This window comes from Chloroflexota bacterium, from assembly GCA_018648225.1.
GTDB lineage: Bacteria > Chloroflexota > Anaerolineae > Anaerolineales > UBA11858 > NIOZ-UU35.
Map to the genome: position 1 here is coordinate 1 of JABGRQ010000112.1, position 16,522 is coordinate 16,522.

The 16,522-nt window shown below is 52.8% G+C and carries 16 protein-coding genes, 1 tRNA gene and 1 other annotated feature; of the genes, 13 read left to right on the forward strand and 4 right to left on the reverse strand.

The genetic code is table 11. The features are described 5' to 3' along the window. Window positions 1-57 precede the first annotated feature (57 nt). From rpmG to HN413_10985, 10 genes are all read left to right on the forward strand, one after another. A complete protein-coding gene (rpmG, locus tag HN413_10940) occupies window positions 58-225 on the forward strand; it encodes a 50S ribosomal protein L33 (protein MBT3390912.1) in 168 nt (55 codons plus the stop codon). 83 nt (window positions 226-308) lie between these two features. Next, a tRNA-Trp gene (locus HN413_10945) sits at window positions 309-382 on the forward strand. Continuing rightward, window positions 356-655 carry a preprotein translocase subunit SecE gene (secE, locus tag HN413_10950; GenBank protein ID MBT3390913.1) on the forward strand — a complete coding sequence of 100 codons (300 nt, stop codon included), beginning with the start codon at window positions 356-358 and terminating at the stop codon, window positions 653-655. The genes HN413_10945 and secE overlap by 27 nt, the downstream gene beginning before the upstream one ends. An 18-nt stretch (window positions 656-673) precedes the next feature. Then, entirely contained in the window at window positions 674-1,336 is a 663-nt protein-coding gene (gene nusG / locus HN413_10955) for a transcription termination/antitermination protein NusG (protein MBT3390914.1), read from the forward strand. Between the two features lie 68 nt (window positions 1,337-1,404). Further along, the gene (gene rplK, locus HN413_10960; protein MBT3390915.1) at window positions 1,405-1,830 is read left to right on the forward strand and encodes a 50S ribosomal protein L11; all 426 of its coding nucleotides are present in this window, start codon (window positions 1,405-1,407) and stop codon (window positions 1,828-1,830) included. Between the two features lie 48 nt (window positions 1,831-1,878). After that, window positions 1,879-2,598, forward strand: a complete 720-nt coding sequence (locus HN413_10965; protein MBT3390916.1) for a 50S ribosomal protein L1 — start codon at window positions 1,879-1,881, stop codon at window positions 2,596-2,598. Window positions 2,599-2,601: 3 nt separating this feature from the next. Next, window positions 2,602-2,743, forward strand: a sequence feature (ribosomal protein L10 leader region). Window positions 2,744-2,866: 123 nt separating this feature from the next. Further along, window positions 2,867-3,403: a 50S ribosomal protein L10 gene (locus tag HN413_10970; protein ID MBT3390917.1), complete on the forward strand. Its 537-nt coding sequence runs from the start codon at window positions 2,867-2,869 to the stop codon at window positions 3,401-3,403. A gap of 82 nt (window positions 3,404-3,485) precedes the next feature. Continuing rightward, complete coding sequence (gene rplL / locus HN413_10975; protein ID MBT3390918.1) at window positions 3,486-3,860, forward strand: 50S ribosomal protein L7/L12; 375 nt, start codon at window positions 3,486-3,488, stop codon at window positions 3,858-3,860. Between the two features lie 107 nt (window positions 3,861-3,967). Continuing rightward, window positions 3,968-4,648: a response regulator transcription factor gene (locus HN413_10980; protein MBT3390919.1), complete on the forward strand. Its 681-nt coding sequence runs from the start codon at window positions 3,968-3,970 to the stop codon at window positions 4,646-4,648. Further along, entirely contained in the window at window positions 4,648-6,039 is a 1,392-nt protein-coding gene (locus tag HN413_10985; protein MBT3390920.1) for a HAMP domain-containing protein, read from the forward strand. The genes HN413_10980 and HN413_10985 overlap by 1 nt, the downstream gene beginning before the upstream one ends. Before the next feature lie 16 nt (window positions 6,040-6,055). On the opposite strand, the gene HN413_10990 is transcribed toward HN413_10985, so the two are convergent. After that, on the reverse strand, window positions 6,056-6,751 hold the full coding sequence (locus tag HN413_10990; GenBank protein ID MBT3390921.1) for a transglycosylase SLT domain-containing protein: 696 nt from the start codon (window positions 6,749-6,751) through the stop codon (window positions 6,056-6,058). Between the two features lie 35 nt (window positions 6,752-6,786). Beyond that, window positions 6,787-7,542 carry a hypothetical protein gene (locus HN413_10995; GenBank protein ID MBT3390922.1) on the reverse strand — a complete coding sequence of 252 codons (756 nt, stop codon included), beginning with the start codon at window positions 7,540-7,542 and terminating at the stop codon, window positions 6,787-6,789. A 381-nt stretch (window positions 7,543-7,923) separates the two neighbouring features. On the opposite strand from HN413_10995, the gene HN413_11000 reads away from it, so the two are divergent. The 3 genes from HN413_11000 (at window position 7,924) to HN413_11010 (ending at window position 11,296) form a co-directional block, all read left to right on the forward strand. Then, on the forward strand, window positions 7,924-9,129 hold the full coding sequence (locus HN413_11000) for an acetyl-CoA C-acyltransferase (protein ID MBT3390923.1): 1,206 nt from the start codon (window positions 7,924-7,926) through the stop codon (window positions 9,127-9,129). A gap of 74 nt (window positions 9,130-9,203) precedes the next feature. Continuing rightward, the gene (locus HN413_11005) at window positions 9,204-9,629 is read left to right on the forward strand and encodes a GNAT family N-acetyltransferase (protein ID MBT3390924.1); all 426 of its coding nucleotides are present in this window, start codon (window positions 9,204-9,206) and stop codon (window positions 9,627-9,629) included. Between the two features lie 35 nt (window positions 9,630-9,664). After that, window positions 9,665-11,296, forward strand: coding sequence for a GMC family oxidoreductase (locus HN413_11010; GenBank protein ID MBT3390925.1), 1,632 nt, complete (start codon window positions 9,665-9,667; stop codon window positions 11,294-11,296). Between the two features lie 108 nt (window positions 11,297-11,404). Here the strand turns inward: HN413_11010 and HN413_11015 are convergent, their stop codons facing one another. Continuing rightward, window positions 11,405-13,705 carry a GAF domain-containing protein gene (locus tag HN413_11015; GenBank protein MBT3390926.1) on the reverse strand — a complete coding sequence of 767 codons (2,301 nt, stop codon included), beginning with the start codon at window positions 13,703-13,705 and terminating at the stop codon, window positions 11,405-11,407. Next, entirely contained in the window at window positions 13,702-16,449 is a 2,748-nt protein-coding gene (locus HN413_11020; protein ID MBT3390927.1) for a PAS domain S-box protein, read from the reverse strand. The genes HN413_11015 and HN413_11020 overlap by 4 nt, the downstream gene beginning before the upstream one ends. Window positions 16,450-16,522 lie beyond the last annotated feature (73 nt).

A 16,522-nucleotide genomic window follows, 5' to 3' on the forward strand; every position in this document is an offset into this window, starting at 1 on the left:
AGGGTGGCCTAACTGTTGGTGCCGGTGTCGTCACCAAGATCATTGAGTAGGTAAACTATGGCTGGCAAGAAAGGTGTTCGTCACGTTGTTACAATGGCTTGCACAGATTGCAAGGAACGTAACTATATGACGGAAAAAAATCGTCGTAATGACTCCGGTCGCTTGGAGTTAAGCAAATACTGTCGCCGTTGCCGCAAACACACGCCGCATCGCGAAGTGAGATAGTAGTGTAGTTGGGTAGTTGAATAGTCAAGTAGTTTTCTGTTGAATTACAAAACTATCAAACTACCCAACTATTGAACTAACACAGGCGAGTAGCTCAATTAGGTAGAGCAACGGTCTCCAAAACCGTAGGTTGTGGGTTCGATTCCTGCCTCGCCTGCCTGAGAAATCACGCCGTCCCAATTGCGAGACGGCGTTTTCGCCGGAAAAGGAGAATTGTGTGGCTAACAAGAAGAAACCAGCACGTAAAAACGCAATCACACGTTTTTACCGCGAAACAGTTGGCGAACTGCGTAAAGTAACCTGGCCCACTCGTCAGGAAGCAATCAATCTGACCATTGTAGTGCTCTTCGTAACATTTGGAATGAGCGCATTTTTGGGTCTATTAGATTATTTGTTCTCCCGCCTTTTTGTTGTAATTCTCGGTTTATAATCACCAGAAATGAGTGCCATGCCTGAAAACGACCAGGAAAACCAGATTATCGAAGAAACAGAGGTAGATGAAGTCGCTGCCGACGTTGTGGCTGATCTTCCTGTTGAAGAGTCGCAGCCAGAACCTGCTTCCCCTAAATATGAGGGCGAAGATGAGGAAGGCCGCGCCTGGTATGTTGTGCATTGCTACTCCGGTTATGAAAACAAAGTCCACCACAACCTGCTGCAACGTATCGAATCGATGGGAATGCAGGACCGCATATTTGATGTGGTAGTACCAACCGAAGAAGAAATTGAAGTCAAAGAAGGCAAACGCCGTACCGTTGAACGCCGCGTATTCCCCGGCTATATCCTGGTCAATTTAGCGTTGACCGAGGAATCATGGTATGTTGTGCGGAATACCCCTGGGGTGACCGGCTTTGTTGGCATGGGGAATACTCCCATACCGCTGCGTCCGGAAGAAGTGGCGCACATCGTCAAGCGCATGGAAGCCGATGCCCCGCGCATCAAGGTGACCTTCCGCATTGGTGAGCGTGTGCGGATTGTTGAAGGCCCCTTCAAAGATTTCCACGGTGCAGTTGCCGAGTTGGATATGGAACGCGCCAAAGTGCGCGTGATGGTGAATTTCTTTGGCCGCGAAACACCGGTCGAATTAGATTTCTTGCAAGTAGAAAAAATGTAAAAGAAAGTTCAAGTAAAACCCTCGTGGGAGGATAGAAAACATCCGCTAACACCACCAAGGAGAAAAACATGGCAAAAAAATTAAAAGCAGTTGTAAAACTTCAAATTCACGCCGGAAAAGCGAACCCTGCGCCCCCGATTGGGCCTGCGTTGGCTTCGCATGGCATCAACCTGATGCAATTTTGCAAAGAGTATAACGCCCGTACACAGAACCGCATGGGCGAAATTATTCCCGCAGAAATCAGCATTTTTTCCGATGCTTCTTTCAAATTTGTACTCAAAAGCCCTCCGGCGGCATCTTTGCTGATTAAAGCAGCCGGGATCCCGAAAGGCTCTGGCGTACCGAATCGTGAAAAGGTTGGTCAGGTTACCCGCGCCCAGGTGCGTGAGATCGCCGAAATCAAAATGCAAGACCTGAATGCGATCAACATTGAAGGCGCCATGCGCCAGATTGAAGGCACTGCCCGCAATATGGGCATTTTGGTAGTAGAGTAGCTCTCGTGGGAGGATGTTTGCATCCGCTTGCACCACAAAGGAGTCATCATGGCTAAACATGGTAAAAAATTTAATGCTGCATTTGAACAATTAGATCGTAACACGAACTACGATCCGGCCGAAGCGATCAAGCTTGCAAAGGAAATTGCTTATGCCAAGTTTGATGAAACAGTCGAATTACACATCCGTCTTGGCGTTGACCCCCGTCACGCCGATCAGCAGGTTCGTGATGTTGTTGTACTCCCTCATGGGTTGGGTAAAACGATCCGTGTGCTGGTTTTTGCGCAGGGCGAAGACGCTACCATAGCACGCGAAGCCGGAGCTGATACAGTTGCAGATGATGAAGAAACCCTCAAGAAAATTCAAGATGGCTGGACCGAGTTTGATGTAGCCATTGCTACACCCGCGATGATGGGCAAAGTAGGCCGCCTGGGGCGAGTGCTTGGCCCTCGGGGGCTAATGCCCAGCCCCAAAGCAGGTACGGTTGTCCCCGGGGAGGACCTCCCCGGCGTAATTAACGAAGCCAAAGCCGGTCGTGTAGAATTCCGTGTGGATAAAACCGCAAATCTTCATGTACCGATTGGTAAAATTTCCTTTGAAGAAGATCAATTGAGAGACAATATGGCTGTACTGGTGCAGGCTGTTATGAAAGCCCGACCGGCGGCTACCAAAGGTGCCTACGTCCGTCGTATTACCCTGAGTTCTACAATGGGCCCTGGCATCCGCGTAGATGTGAACAAGGCCCGCCTGATGGAAGTGGACGCCTAGTTTATTAATTTTCATACTTTGCCAGAGACAGCAGGTGCCATGTGGCTTAATTCCCTGCCGAGGTGAGACTTTCCCTGTATTGGGTTCCCTTTTTTGGGTATAGAGTCTTTACCTCGCGATGAGGTAAAGACTTTTATTTTCTCGAACTAACCGAGAGTAAGGGTGTGCGCAGGGGCACGCCCCTGCGCACACCCTTACTCTCGGAATTTCTTCTGCAAAGGCTTTTGCCTGAGCAGATACAAGACTTGTAAGAAAGGAGGACGTTTCTTTGGCTATTTCAAAGCAGAAAAAACAAGAAATAATTGCTCAGTATGCCGATTGGATAGGGCGCAGCGGTGCTCTGGTGTTGACGAAATATATTGGTCTTACAGTGAGTGATCTCGACAAACTGCGTGCCGATATACGCGAAGCTGGTGGTGAATTTCATATTGTGAAAAACACCCTGGCAAAAATCGCGCTCGAACAAGCGGGTATGGAAATCAAGGAAGAAGATTTCCAGGGCGATACAGCCGTTGGATTTGCATTTCAAGATTCGCCAGGCCTGGCAAAAGCAATTGTTGACTTTGCCGACGAATCTGATTTTGTTGAAATCAAAATGGGCTATCTCAATGGTCAGTTGGTTTCACCGGCTGAAATTATTGCTCTTGCGAAAGTGCCGCCACTGCCTGTGGTACGCGCTCAACTGTTGGGTACTTTGTCGGCTCCGGCATCCAAGCTCGCTCGTATTTTGGCCGAACCTGGACGTCAGATCGCTGGCGTGCTGAAAGCATATTCAGAAAAAGGCGCAGCCCCCGAAGCTGCCTGAAACTGGATCATAAATAATAGAGTTTTGTCGCTGACAGACTCTCAACTTGTAAATAAATAATAGGATTGTAAGGAGTTTTAAAATGGCTGATTTGAAAAAAATCATGGAAGAACTGAGCGAACTAACTGTTCTCGAAGCTGCTGAACTGGTGAAGATGCTCGAAGAAGAATGGGGCGTTTCCGCCGCTGCGCCTGTTGCTATGGCCGCTGTTGGTGCTGCTGTCGCTGCTGAAGAAGTTGAAGAGAAAACCGAATTCGATGTAGTTCTCAAAGACGCTGGCCCCAAGAAAATTCAGGTTATCAAAGTGATCCGCCAGATCACCAGCCTTGGTCTTTCCGACTCGAAAGAGCTTGCTGAAACCGCCGATGCCAAAATTATGGAAGCTGTCAGCAAAGAAGCTGCTGAAGATGCCAAGGCTAAAATTGAAGAAGCCGGTGGCGTTGTTGAGCTTGCATAATCAGGTTGTTGTTCCTGGACACCCTTAGGCCGCCAATTTTGGCGGCCTTTTTTCTTTTTTGTGCCTGTGGTATATTTCGATAAAGACCCACATGACCGGAGGATGCAATGACCGCTCGCATTTTAGTAATCGAAGACGATGAAGGCATTCTTACCTTTTTGCGCCGCGGCCTGGCGTATGAAGGTTACGAAGTTTTTGATGCGACTGATGGAAAAACAGGCTTGTCAATCGCGCGCGATCATCCGCCCGATCTGGTTGTGCTCGACTTGATGCTGCCCGGCATTGATGGCCTGGAAGTCTGTCGCCGCCTGCGAGCAGGTGGCGATGTGCCCATTATTATCCTTACGGCTAAAGATGGCGTGAATGACCGGATCGTTGGCCTCGATATGGGGGCCGATGATTATATGGTCAAGCCCTTTGATCTCGATGAATTGCTGGCCCGTATCCGCGCCCTGATGCGCCGCTCTCAACCTTCCAGCCGCCCCAAAGTTTATCAATTTGCTGATCTATCTTTGGATACCGGCACGCGCCAGGCACACCGTGGCGAACAGATTATTACCCTCACCGCCAAAGAATACGAGTTACTTGAACTTTTTATGCGCCACCCGCGCCAGGTACTCACCCGCGATGTGATTTACGATTCGGTTTGGGGTTATGATTTTGGCGGCGAGAGCAATATTATCGAAGTTTATGTGCGCTATTTGCGCCAAAAGCTGGAAGATACAGAAGCAGATCGTTTGATCCACACTGTGCGCGGTGTGGGGTACGTACTGCGCAAAACCGACTAATGTCGCTACGCAGCCGTCTGACTCTGCTCTATACATCGTTGGTTGGGGGGATACTGCTTGTATTTGGCTTTGTCGTTTACCAATTGGTCAGCGTTAATTTGGTAGATCAAATAGACGAATTATTGGCAATCTCGGCCAACGATCTGATTGAAGGCACAGAACTGAATGCGGTTGGGGGTTTGGATATGATTTCCACGCCCGATGTTGAACTGGCGACCAATGTTTATTTTCAGCTATGGGCGCGCAACCAGGGTTTGAGTCTCGCTTCGGCCAGTATCAGCCACCTGCGCGAGCCAATGTCGCCCCTCGACTATCTTCCTGCTCAACCCGTCTATCGCACAACAACCATTGGGGGGGCACCTTTACGGGTGTTAAGCGTACCCCTTTCGGTGGGGAATCGCTTAATTGGCACGCTTCAGGTAGGGGCGAGTACGGCGATTGTGGAGGCTACGCAAAAAACATTGCTGACCGTATTGATTGCGGGGACAGTCGTCGCCATGGGGCTGGCTGCCCTGGCTGTTTCGTTGACCACCTATCAGGCGCTGGCCTCCCTGGAGCATGTAACCAATGTGGCGTTGCAAATTACCCGCGCCGATGATCTCTCGCGGCGTATCCCCTATCAGGGCCCGCCAGCCGATGAAGTTGGGCAGTTGATTGCAGCCTTCAATCAAACCCTGGGACGGCTAGAAAACCTCTTCAATATGCAGCGTCGCTTTGTGGCCGATGTGGGGCATGAACTGCGCACGCCGCTCACTGTCATCAAGGGAAATATCAATCTGCTGCGACGCATGGGCTGTGCCGATGACGAATCTTTGCTGAGTATCGAGGGCGAAGTAGACCGTCTTACCCGCATGATTGGCGATCTGCTGTTGCTGGCGCGTGTCGAATCGGGGAAACTGCCGCTTGACCAGAGCATCGTTGAGCTGGATGTCTTGCTGCTTGAGGTGCTGCAGCAGGCGCGTATGCTGGCGCAAGAACGCGTGAATGTGCGTTTGGGCGATTTCGATCAGGTGCAGGTGTGTGGTGATCGTGATCGACTTAAACAGGTGATTCTAAATCTCGTCGAAAATGCGATTAAATACACCCCGCGCGGTGGCGACGTACTTGTTGCATTGGAGAAATCAGACCAACAAGCCTGCCTGACGGTCTCGGACACTGGCCCCGGCATCCCCCCAGAAGATCTCCCGCATATCTTCGAGCGTTTCTACCGCGCCGAAAAATCCCGCACGCGCAGCGGGGATGGCAAAGGCTTTGGTCTGGGCTTATCGATAGCCTATTGGATTGTGCGCCATCATGGGGGCGAAATTGAAGTGGAATCGAGCCTCGGTGAGGGAACTCGATTTGTGGTTTGGCTGCCCTTGCCCGAAGGTGAGTGCCAGCCAGAAAGATGAGATTCCCCTCTAAGGCTTAGCGTCCCGCCGCCTGCGCGCACAAACTGGCCCCGCCGCGCCCCAGCCACTCATTTAACCGCTCACTTTGTGCTTTGCCCTGTTTGGCGTCTGCATAAATCCCTGTACCCCAATACACATACCGAATTGTCTCTGCGGGCCAAAAATATTCAGGGCGCATAGTCCCCATGATGCCGCCGTTGTAGCCTGCCAGCGCCAGGCGCTCATCGCCGCCGCGCGTATCCAGCGCGTTTTTCAGGTGCGCCAAACCTCGGAAGGCATTCGTTTCTGGGTCGTATGTATCCTCACCGAGCGAGAAATGATACGGCATCACCTGGAATAGCCCCATCGCCCCGGCATACGAAAGCGCCCGCGTATCTCCGCACGATTCAATCTGCATCACCGTAGCCGCCAAATTGGGGTCCAGGCCGTAGTGCTCGCTCCAGGCGGCAATTTCATCGCCCCAGCGTTGCACTTCGGGCGTAAAGAGGGGGGCAATCTTCCCGCTGTACATTGCTGTGTTTAGCGAACCATCGGCGGCAAGGGCAGTAATATCAATTTGCCCCAAGACAACCGTCATCAGCAGGCCCAGAATGAGCACAGTCAGCGGCGGCAAGGCCACGCCAAATGTGAGGCCAGTGAACCAAAGGCAGCCTCTGGATTTGTTTTCAGAGGCTGCCTGGCTATTGAAATGTTGAGTTGTGTGACGGGGCATGGTGCGAAGAATCTGGCAGAGCGTAAAGGTTACGCCTAAAATCGTGGCGTATTGTTGGGGCTGCGGTTTCCGTTGGATTTGCCAGTATCAGCGAAGGAAACGGGGTGGTAGGTGGGTTCTTGAGAGGCGAAATCGCCATCCGAATAGGTTTGCTTGGGCGCCGGGCTGAACGAGCGGGCGCGCACACCCTGAGTGGTAGTGGTCGAGCGCCGGTTGTTGTTCCATTGCTGGGGGCGGTTGCTACTCGATTTACGCGTGGCGCTTTTCTTTGTGCTGCGTTGCGAGGTGCGCATATTCGACTGGCTGAAGATGCGGTCACCGGCGATGGAAATGGTGCCGATAATCAGCACGCGGATCAGCCAGACCATGATGGCAACGAAGATGGGCACGACCTTGAGCAAGGTTGCGCGGGCGACGACGGCGTTGCCGAGGGTCTGGTGATTGAGGATCGCAATCGAGACACCCCACCAGGTGAGCATGGCGTTCATCAGAGCGGCCAGCATCCAGGCGCCGAAGAGATACCAGACTTCAGCCGGTTCGTCGCGCCCCTGTTCGGGGGTGAAGAGCCGGGCGATACCGGCAAAGTCAATCCCGCAGAACGCGATAGAAAGGATGGTAGCCCAGCGGATACCGATGAACTTGAGATCGCCGAGTAAGTCGGTGAGAGCGAAATCGGTGGTGGAATAGTTGAAGATTTCGAAAGCCAACAGGGCGGTGACAATCAAGGCTCCAAAGAGCAAACCACGCTGCAGACGCATACGGTTAGGAAAGATAGAAAGACCAGACAACATGATGAACCTCCTCCAGGTTTAAGGCTTCATACTGTCAAGATTTTCATGGATGAAGGTTGTGAAAATCTCGTTTTAGAACGTCTGTTCTAATATAGATTATATGTTCTAAAATGTCAAGCACCAGTTTCACGGTGAGTTCTCTGAGAATTCGGGGCAATCTTTTCTTCGGTGGTGAAACTTGACAATATCAAAGTTGATACTTTGCGTGTGTTATTTCGAGACAACGGCGAGAAATCCCAGAAGGATCGAAAAATTTCGACAGGTTGCTTGTTGAAATTTTCACGTAAGGGTGTATTTTCTGCTACAATACTTTCAGTTTATCTGGGGAAATATGTTCATAGATCAATATGCCATTTCACATTTGCGAGGAGGTTTGATTCGATGTCAGATCAGCAACACGAAGCCGTAATTCTCAGCGCTGTACGCACGCCATCGGGACGCTTTCAGGGCAGCCTGAGCGGATTTACTGCCCCCCAACTGGGCGCAATTTGCGTGGAAGCCGCCGTTGAGCGGGCAGGTATCCCGGATTTGGCCGAAATTGACGAAGTGTATATGGGCAATGTGGTTTCGGCAGGGCTGGGGCAAAACCCTGCCCGCCAGGCGGCCATCTTTGGGGGGCTGCCCGCCACGGTCGGGGCAACCACCCTCAATAAGGTTTGTGGCTCCGGCTTGAAGGCTGCTATACTCTCGGCACAGGCCATCCGCGCCGGGGACAGCCAACTCTTCGTCGCAGGCGGTTTCGAGAGCATGAGCCGCACGCCTTATTTCGTGCGCGGTCGCTCTGGCGAGTTGCGCTTTGGTCATATTGAATTCACCGATGCCCTGCTGCACGATGGTTTGTGGTGCGCGCTTGAAAACTGGGGGATGGGCAACGCCGCCGAATTTATTGCAGAAGAATTTGATGTCAGCCGTGAGGCTATGGATGAGTTGGCCTATCGAAGCCACATGAACGCCATCGCGGCGATCGACGCTGGCAAATTCAAAGCCGAGATTGTGCCAGTAGAAATTAAAGGGCGAAAGGGTGCGGTCACAATTTTCGATACCGATGAAGCCCCGCGCCGTGATACCGCCCTCGGAACGCTGGCAAAATTACGCCCGGCTTTTGTCGCCGACGGGAAAGTGACCGCCGGGAACGCCCCTGGTCTGAACGATGGCGCTTCAGCCGTGGTGGTGGCGAGCGCGGCCTATGCCGATGCGCACGGCCTGCAACCCCTGGCGCGCATTGTGGGCTACGCGCAGGCCGCCGTGGAGCCGAAATATCTCTTCTACGCGCCCGCCAAGGCCATTCCGTTACTGTTAGCAAAAATCGGCTGGACGCTGGACGATGTGGATTTGATCGAATTGAACGAAGCCTTTGCCGCTCAGGTTTTGGCCGATGGCTATGCCCTGGCCGATCAGGGCTGGGATTGGGACAAGGTTAATGTCAATGGCGGCGCGATCGCGTTGGGCCATCCGATTGGGGCCAGTGGAGCGCGTGTGCTGACAACGTTAATCTACGCCCTCAAGGATCGCGGCCTTAAACGCGGCCTGGCTTCGTTGTGTCTGGGCGGAGCCGAAGCTGTGGCGATGGCGGTGGAACTGGAATAAGTTGAAAATTGAAGGTTGAAAGTAAAAACCTGCAACCTGTAACTTTTAACCTTCAATCGTTTTGGAGGAACACCATGAGTGCAGAAATTCGTGAGATGACGATCAATGATTATGATGCCGTATATGCCTTGTGGAAAGCCAGTGAAGGCATTGGCCTGAGCGATGCTGATTCGAAAGAAAGTATCAAGCGGTTTTTAGAGCAGAATGCTGATTTGAGTTATGTAGCTGTGGATGGCGATAAAATTGTTGGCGCAGCTTTATGCGGGCAAGATGGCCGCCGCGGCTATATTCACCATCTTGCAGTGGCAAAATCGCATCGCTGCCAGGGCATTGGCCGTTCGCTGGTGGGGCGCTGCATGTATGCCCTGATGCGCATCGGCATTGGCAAAACACACCTGTTTGTCTTCGGCGAAAATCAAGAAGCGATTGATTTTTGGGAGCAAGTGGGCTATTCGCAGCGCGTCGAACTGGTTATGATGTCGCAGCAGATTGCCAAATAACGGCAGCCGTCTTCCAACTACAAAAGAGGTTTACCATGCCCCACGAAGAAAATACCATCTATGATTACGTCATCATCGGTTCCGGTTTTGGCGGCAGCGTCTCGGCGATGCGTCTGGCCGAAAAGGGTTATTCCGTGCTGGTATTGGAGCAGGGCAAACGCTACCGCGATCACGATTTTGCAAAATCAAACCTGGTCGTGTGGAAATATCTTTGGGCGCCAGCTCTACGCTGCTTTGGTATTTTGCAAATCAGCCTGCTCAAAGGGGTGATGATCTTGCACGGGCGCGGCGTGGGCGGCGGCAGCCTGGGCTACGCCAACGTACTCGAAATCCCGCCCGATGATATGTTTGCCAACCCCGCCTGGCAGCATCTCGCCGATTGGAAAACCATTTTGCGCCCCCATTATGAGACCGCTCAAAAGATGCTCGGCGTTGCGCGTAACCCCAAGTTGAGTCATGCGGATGATGTCTTGCAGGAAATTTCACAGGAACGCGGCACCGCGGCGACCTTCCGCGCTACCGACGTAGGGGTGTTCTTTGGCCCCGAAGGGCAGGATGTTCCCGACCCCTACTTTGGGGGTGATGGCCCAACTCGAAGAGGCTGCACCCATTGTGGGGCCTGCATGGTCGGATGTCGCGATAACGCCAAAAACACCCTGCCCAAGAATTACCTTTATCTTGCCGAGAAGTTGGGCGTGGAAGTACGCGCTGAACGCGAAGTTGTCGATGTGCGGCCAGTCTCCCCTTCCCAAATTTTGGGAGAGGGGTCGGGGGTGAGGGCGCGCTACGAAGTCATCCATCGCAGTTCTACGGCCTGGCCTTTCAAACCCGCTCAACGCGTCACCGCGCGTAATGTAATTTTCTCCGCCGGGGTGCTGGGGACGCTGAAATTGCTGCTCAAATGCCGCGATATTCATCGTTCGCTGTCCGCGCTTTCACCGCGACTGGGTTACCCTGTACGCACCAACAGCGAAGCCCTGATGGGCGGCGTGAGCCGCGACACGCGCGTTGATTATTCGCAGGGGATCGCCATTACCTCAATCTTCAAGGCCGATGAAGTCACGCGCGTCGAGCCGGTGCGTTACCCCGCGGGTTCGGGACTGATGCGTATGCTCGCCCTCCCGCTGGTGGATGCGCGGCAAAGCTTTCTGCGCCGCTTCCTGGGGATCACACTGAAGGCTATCCGTCATCCGCTGGATACCTTGCGCACGCATATCTTGCCGGGCTGGGCGCGGCGCACCACGATTCTGCTGGTGATGCAAACCACCGATAACCGCATGAGCTTGCGTCTGGGGCGTTCGTTGTACACACTCTTCCGCCGCGGCCTGCAAGCCGAGCCGGATGATGCCCATACGATCTCTTCGCGCGTCGAAACCGGGCACGAAGTCACCGAAGCCTTCGCCCGGAAAATTGGCGGCATCCCCCAGGGATCGATTGGCGAAAATTTACTGAATTTGCCGACCACGGCGCATATTTTGGGCGGCGTGACCTTTGGCGAAAATGCTGAACAGGGCGCGGTGGACCTGAACTGCCAATTGCATCATTACCCTGGCTTGTACGTCGTTGATGGCTCCATTGTTCCTGCCAACCCGGGTGTGAACCCCAGCCTGACGATTACCGCATTGGCGGAATATGCCATGAGCCGGATACCAGAGCGTGGGAAGTAGTGACCTCCCACTTTCGCAAAAGAAAGCCCGAAAATAAGGGTGTGTGGGGTGCCTCGCACCCCACACACCCTTATTTTCGGTATATTTTTTTATCGTTTTGCGTGAGTTCTAACCCTTAAACTTCAACCCTGTTTTTAGGGGGTCATCTGCGATCGGCTCTATCTCTGCGCTTAGGAGCTGTCTGCGCAATTTGACGATCACCTCTTTTAGGTCAGCCATGCGCACCTCACGCCCGACCATTGAATTGACCAAAATTTGCAATTCGGATGTACGGTCGGCCACCTTCTCTTCCAGTGTGGCCGCGTGCTGTTGAATATCTTCAAAGAACTGCGCGTTTTGAATGGCAATCGCGGCCTGTGCGGCGAAGGTTTCGGCCATTTCGGCATCGGTTGCTTTGAAAGAATGTGATTCAGTGCGGTCGAGCGCAATCATGCCAATCATTTCACCGCGTGCAATCAGTGGAACCCCCATCCAGGAATGAATATTCGCTTTATCATGTGGCTCGCGGCGGAACGCTGGATAGTTTTCGGCAGCATTTTCAATCATGATGGTTTTGCGCTGCTTAATCACTTCTACATTGGGGTTGTCATCCGATGTGAGATCAAATTGAACCCCAATCAGGTCGGGCAAGTTTGGAAAACCATGCCCGCCAATAATGGTGAGTATATCGCCGCTCAACCGCTGCACAGAGGCGCTATCATAAATTACCACTTCGCGCAGTGACTCCAAAATTATATTGAATAAGGCTTGCAACTCTAGCGAAGAACTCAGCGAGCGCATGGCTTTTTGCAGGGTTTCGGCGCGTTGCCGGGCGGCTCTTTCGGTTTCCAGCGCCCGGGTTTTTGAGATCACCAGAGCAATTTGCCCGGCGGCCTGTTCACAACGCTCAATTTCATCGGGTGTAAAGGTGTGCGGCTGGTTAAAGGCAATCAGCGCCGCCCCCAGATTGGCTTCACTGGAAATTAACGGCAGCCCCAATAGCGAATGCCCTGGAAAATTGGCCGAAATATTGGGATGTAAATAAGGCGAATCATGCGCGTTCTCAACGACCAGGGTTTTCCTTCTGGATAAGACCGAATCGGTCAGCGTGTGCTCATCGGGTTTGGGGCGGTAGCTGGGGTACGAATCACGGAATTGCCCATAAGCCGCTCCAGGGGTCGCGGTCTGTGTAGCCTCATCCCACAAGGTAATATAACAGCCATCCGCGCCAATTAACTCGCCCAGGCGGTCGGCCAGGATTTGCAAGGTTTCCTGGAAACTCAAGGCACTGATCGCGGTATGTGTGATTTCGTTAAGCAATTCAAAGTGACGTGCGTGCAATTGCAATTCGTTGGTGCGTGTGTGGACGCGTTCTTCAAGATGCGCCCGATAGTGCAGCAATTCGGCTTCGGTGTGCTTGCGCTTGGTAATATCCCAATCGATGCCCACCCAGCGCAGCGGCGCGCCATTTTCGTCGCGGAGGATGCGGCTGCGCCCGTGAATCCAGCGGATTTCGCCATCGGCGCGGCGCACGCGGTATTCATAGTCGAGATACTTGGTTTGCCCTTCAAAATGTTGACGCTGGCGTTGCTCCCTCTGGGGTTGGTCTTCGGGGAGAACGTGTTGATTCCAATCGAGGGCGGTGCTCGGAAAATCGGCGTTGGGGTCGTAGCCCAGCAAGGCTTTTTTCTCAGCCGAGTAGAAAACGCTGCCGGGTTGCTCGTCAAAATTTACCTCAGGGTCTAAGACTTCGTCCCAATAGGCGCCGCCGCTACCGGTGATGGCAATGTGCAGGCGTTCCTCGGTTCGCTGGTGTTGTTCGATCTCTATTTGCAATTGCTGGTAGGCGTGTTCAAGTTCTGAGCGCCCCCCCTTTTCTAGCTTGTTCGTATGATACATAAAAACAGCGTGCATCACGGCCCAGGTGAACATAAAGGCCCAGGTTGGCGCCAGAAAACGATATTCCAGTTCGGGGATCAGCAGCGGCAAGCATAAGAGACTGACAAAGGCAAGCAGGGTAGTGATAGTGGTGGTGCGCACGCTGAAGAACATACTGGTGATGAGAAAAGGAATAACCATCCACACCAGGGTGATGGCAACAAAACTGGTGCTATAGCTGGATGCGCTGAAGATAACCCAAATACTCATCGCATATAAACCGGCTGTAATCAACCCCGCCCCGACGCGATAATAGATGCCGCGGCTTAGTAAGTAGGCCGCCAGCATGACAATCAGCGCGCCATAATAGGGCGTTAGCGGCATTTTTTCGCCCAGGCCAAAACCGAATGCAGGCAGGGTCATTGAAAGAAAGCTGCCGAACATCAGCTTGGCAAACAGGCGCGCACGATGACGGTCAAGTTGATGGGTTAGCGCATCGGATGGCTCAAATAGTGCATCGCGAAATTTTGTGAATCCCTGGCTGATATTCATATAGAAGAATCTCCCGAATATTGTTCGAGTAAGGGATCGTTGGCCGCCGGTTTAATGTCGGCCTGGATGAGTTGTTCCCGCAATTTTTGGATGGCTTTCTTTAGCCCGGCCATGCGCACTTCGCGCCCGCTCATCGCATTCACCATAATCTGCAATTCCGCAGTGCGGTCGCGCACACGTTCTTCGAGTTTTTCGGCGTGTTTATGCAGTTCATCGAGCAAGCGGGCGTTTTCAACCGCGATGGCGGCCTGGTTGGCAAAAGCAGATAATAAATTCAGGTCATCCTGGTTGAATGTGCGCGTTTCCGTATCATGCAGCACATGGAGAACGCCAATGATGCGTTCTTGCCAGCGCATGGGGACGCTGATGATGGCGCTAAAGGGTTGTTCGCCTTCATAGATATTTGCGCGTTTATCCCAGATACGATAATCATCAATAATCAAGGCTTCGCCCGTCTCGGCAACAGTTCCGGCTGCGCCCTCGCCATAGGCCAGAGTAACACCGGTGTAGTCTTTGGGCGTGTTGCAACTAACGACACAGCGCATTCGTTGGTAATCTTCTTCGGCGAGATACATGCCGCCGCTGGTGCCTCTGAGCAAGTCGATCGCGCGGCGGACGATGGTCTTTAACAGGCGAGGAAGTTCGTGGGGCGCAATGATATCCAGGGTTGTGTTATAGAGCGCATCCAGTTCTTCGGCGCGTCTGTGCAGCGTTTGTTCTGCGGTTGCTTGTTGGGAAATATCACGCAAAGCGCTGACGCGCACGTTGCGGCCGCGATATTCCATCATGCGGGCACGCACCTCGCAGGTGAAGGTGCTGCCATTTTTACGCAATGCGGTGATGCGGTAGGGGGTTTGATTGCCGGTGCGCACATTGTGGATGACAAGTTCCCGATCTTCAGGACTCACCCAGTCGATAATTTTTTTGCCGAGTGCTTCCTCAACTTTGTAACCGAATAATTGCTCCGCAGCCAAATTTTGCTCCAGGCAGATGCCATCTTCGGAGATAAAAATGGCCTCGAAGGTGGCTTCGGACAACCCGCGAAAGTGTTCTTCGCTCTCGCGCAGCGCGTCTTCCCACTCAATACGCGTATCAATATTCCGTACGGTGCCCAATACCAAACGCTGGCCTTCAATGGTGATCGCTGCACCGCTGACTTCGGCAAAAAAAGTGCTGCCATCTTTGCGTTGTAAACGTAATGTGCGCACGCCACTTTCGCCTTGTTGGACTTTTGGAAATAACACCATCTCATCATTTGAGGGCAAAAGATCGCTGACCTGCATGGTGAGTAATTCGGTATCGCTGTAGCCGGTCAACGCGCAAAAGGCAGGGTTGACCAGAATATACTGCCCCTCCAGGTTGGTTACACCGATTCCGTCAAGGGATTGTTCCAGCAATGCCTGGAAAAGTTGTCTATTATAAGCCAGATCGGCTTCGGCCTGTTTACGCTGGGTAATTTCCAGTTGCGTACCGGCCATCCGCAGCGGGTGGCCGTCGTGCGTGCGCTTAAAAACCCGCCCGCGGTCTAGCACCCAAATCCAGTGCCCATCCTTGTGCCGCAGGCGGATTTCACAATCATATTGCTCATTCTCCCCCGAAAAATGGGTTTCCAACCGCCGCTGGGATTCAGCCAGATCATCCGGGTGCGTCATGCGGTTCCAGGTTTCCATGTTGACCGGATTCAGTTCATCGAGCGAATAGCCGATCATGCTGGCCCATTTTTCGTTGACAATCGTTTCCCCGCTTTCAATATTCCAGTCCCACAAACCGACATCGGTGCCGCGAATAGCCAGGTCCAGGCGCTCCTGGCTTGCGCGCAATTCGCGGGTTTGCGCGTGCACCTGATTCCGCAGCCCAACACTGACGAGCAGGAACAGCAAGGCTGCGCCGCTAATGCCAAAAGCCAGCCAGCGCGCCCAATCGGGCATTTCAAACCGGGTGATGGGCGCGCCAAACCAGGTATCAATGGCCGTGTGGTAGAACGAGTTATTGTTTGCTTTGGCGGCGGCGAGGTATTCATCGACCGTTTCGAGAATGGCAAGCTGCGCATCTTTGGTGGCCGCAAAGCGAATTTCGATCGGATTGAAAATAATCGGGGTGGGGTGCAGGCCATAGACATCCGCATTTTGCATTTCAAAAAAATGGTTGACGACTCCGGCATCCACGTCGCCACTGGCGGTCATCGCGAATACAGTGGCGTAGCTATCGGTTTCAACCCATTGCGCGGCGATATTGAAGCTGGCGAGTAAATTTTGCAACGCGCTGGCGTGAATATCATTTCGCAGAATGGCAATGCGTTTGCCTTCTAAATCGAGCACCGATTCCAGTTGATCGTCATTGCGCGTATAAACTTGTCCCCAATTATTGAGCAAGGTTTCCTGATTGAATGTGAAGCGCTGGGTGCGTTCTGCCGTATATGCAATTGCCCCCAAAAGATCAATTTCGCCTGCTTCAAGCATTGCCAGACACTCATCCCAGATGCAGGGTACATAAGTGAGTTGCCAGCCTTCCTGGTGGGCGATAGTTTCCAGGATGTCGATGACCAGCCCCTCGGGGATGCCGTCCTCCGAGAAAGATTGTAAAGGAGGGTTGGCATACACACCTACACGCAGGTGGGTAGCCGCCAACGATGGGGATACCACCCCCAGAGAGGCCAGCAGCCAAACGACAACCCACAAAAGAGAGTTTTTTCTGTGGGGGTGCAGATACATCAGATCAGGACGGCAAGATTTTTCCCGTTTCATACTTTTGATCTTTTGGCGCTTTGGGAACTATCGCGGTAGTTCCTCAAGACCCTCTTTTCGGTATATTTTTCAT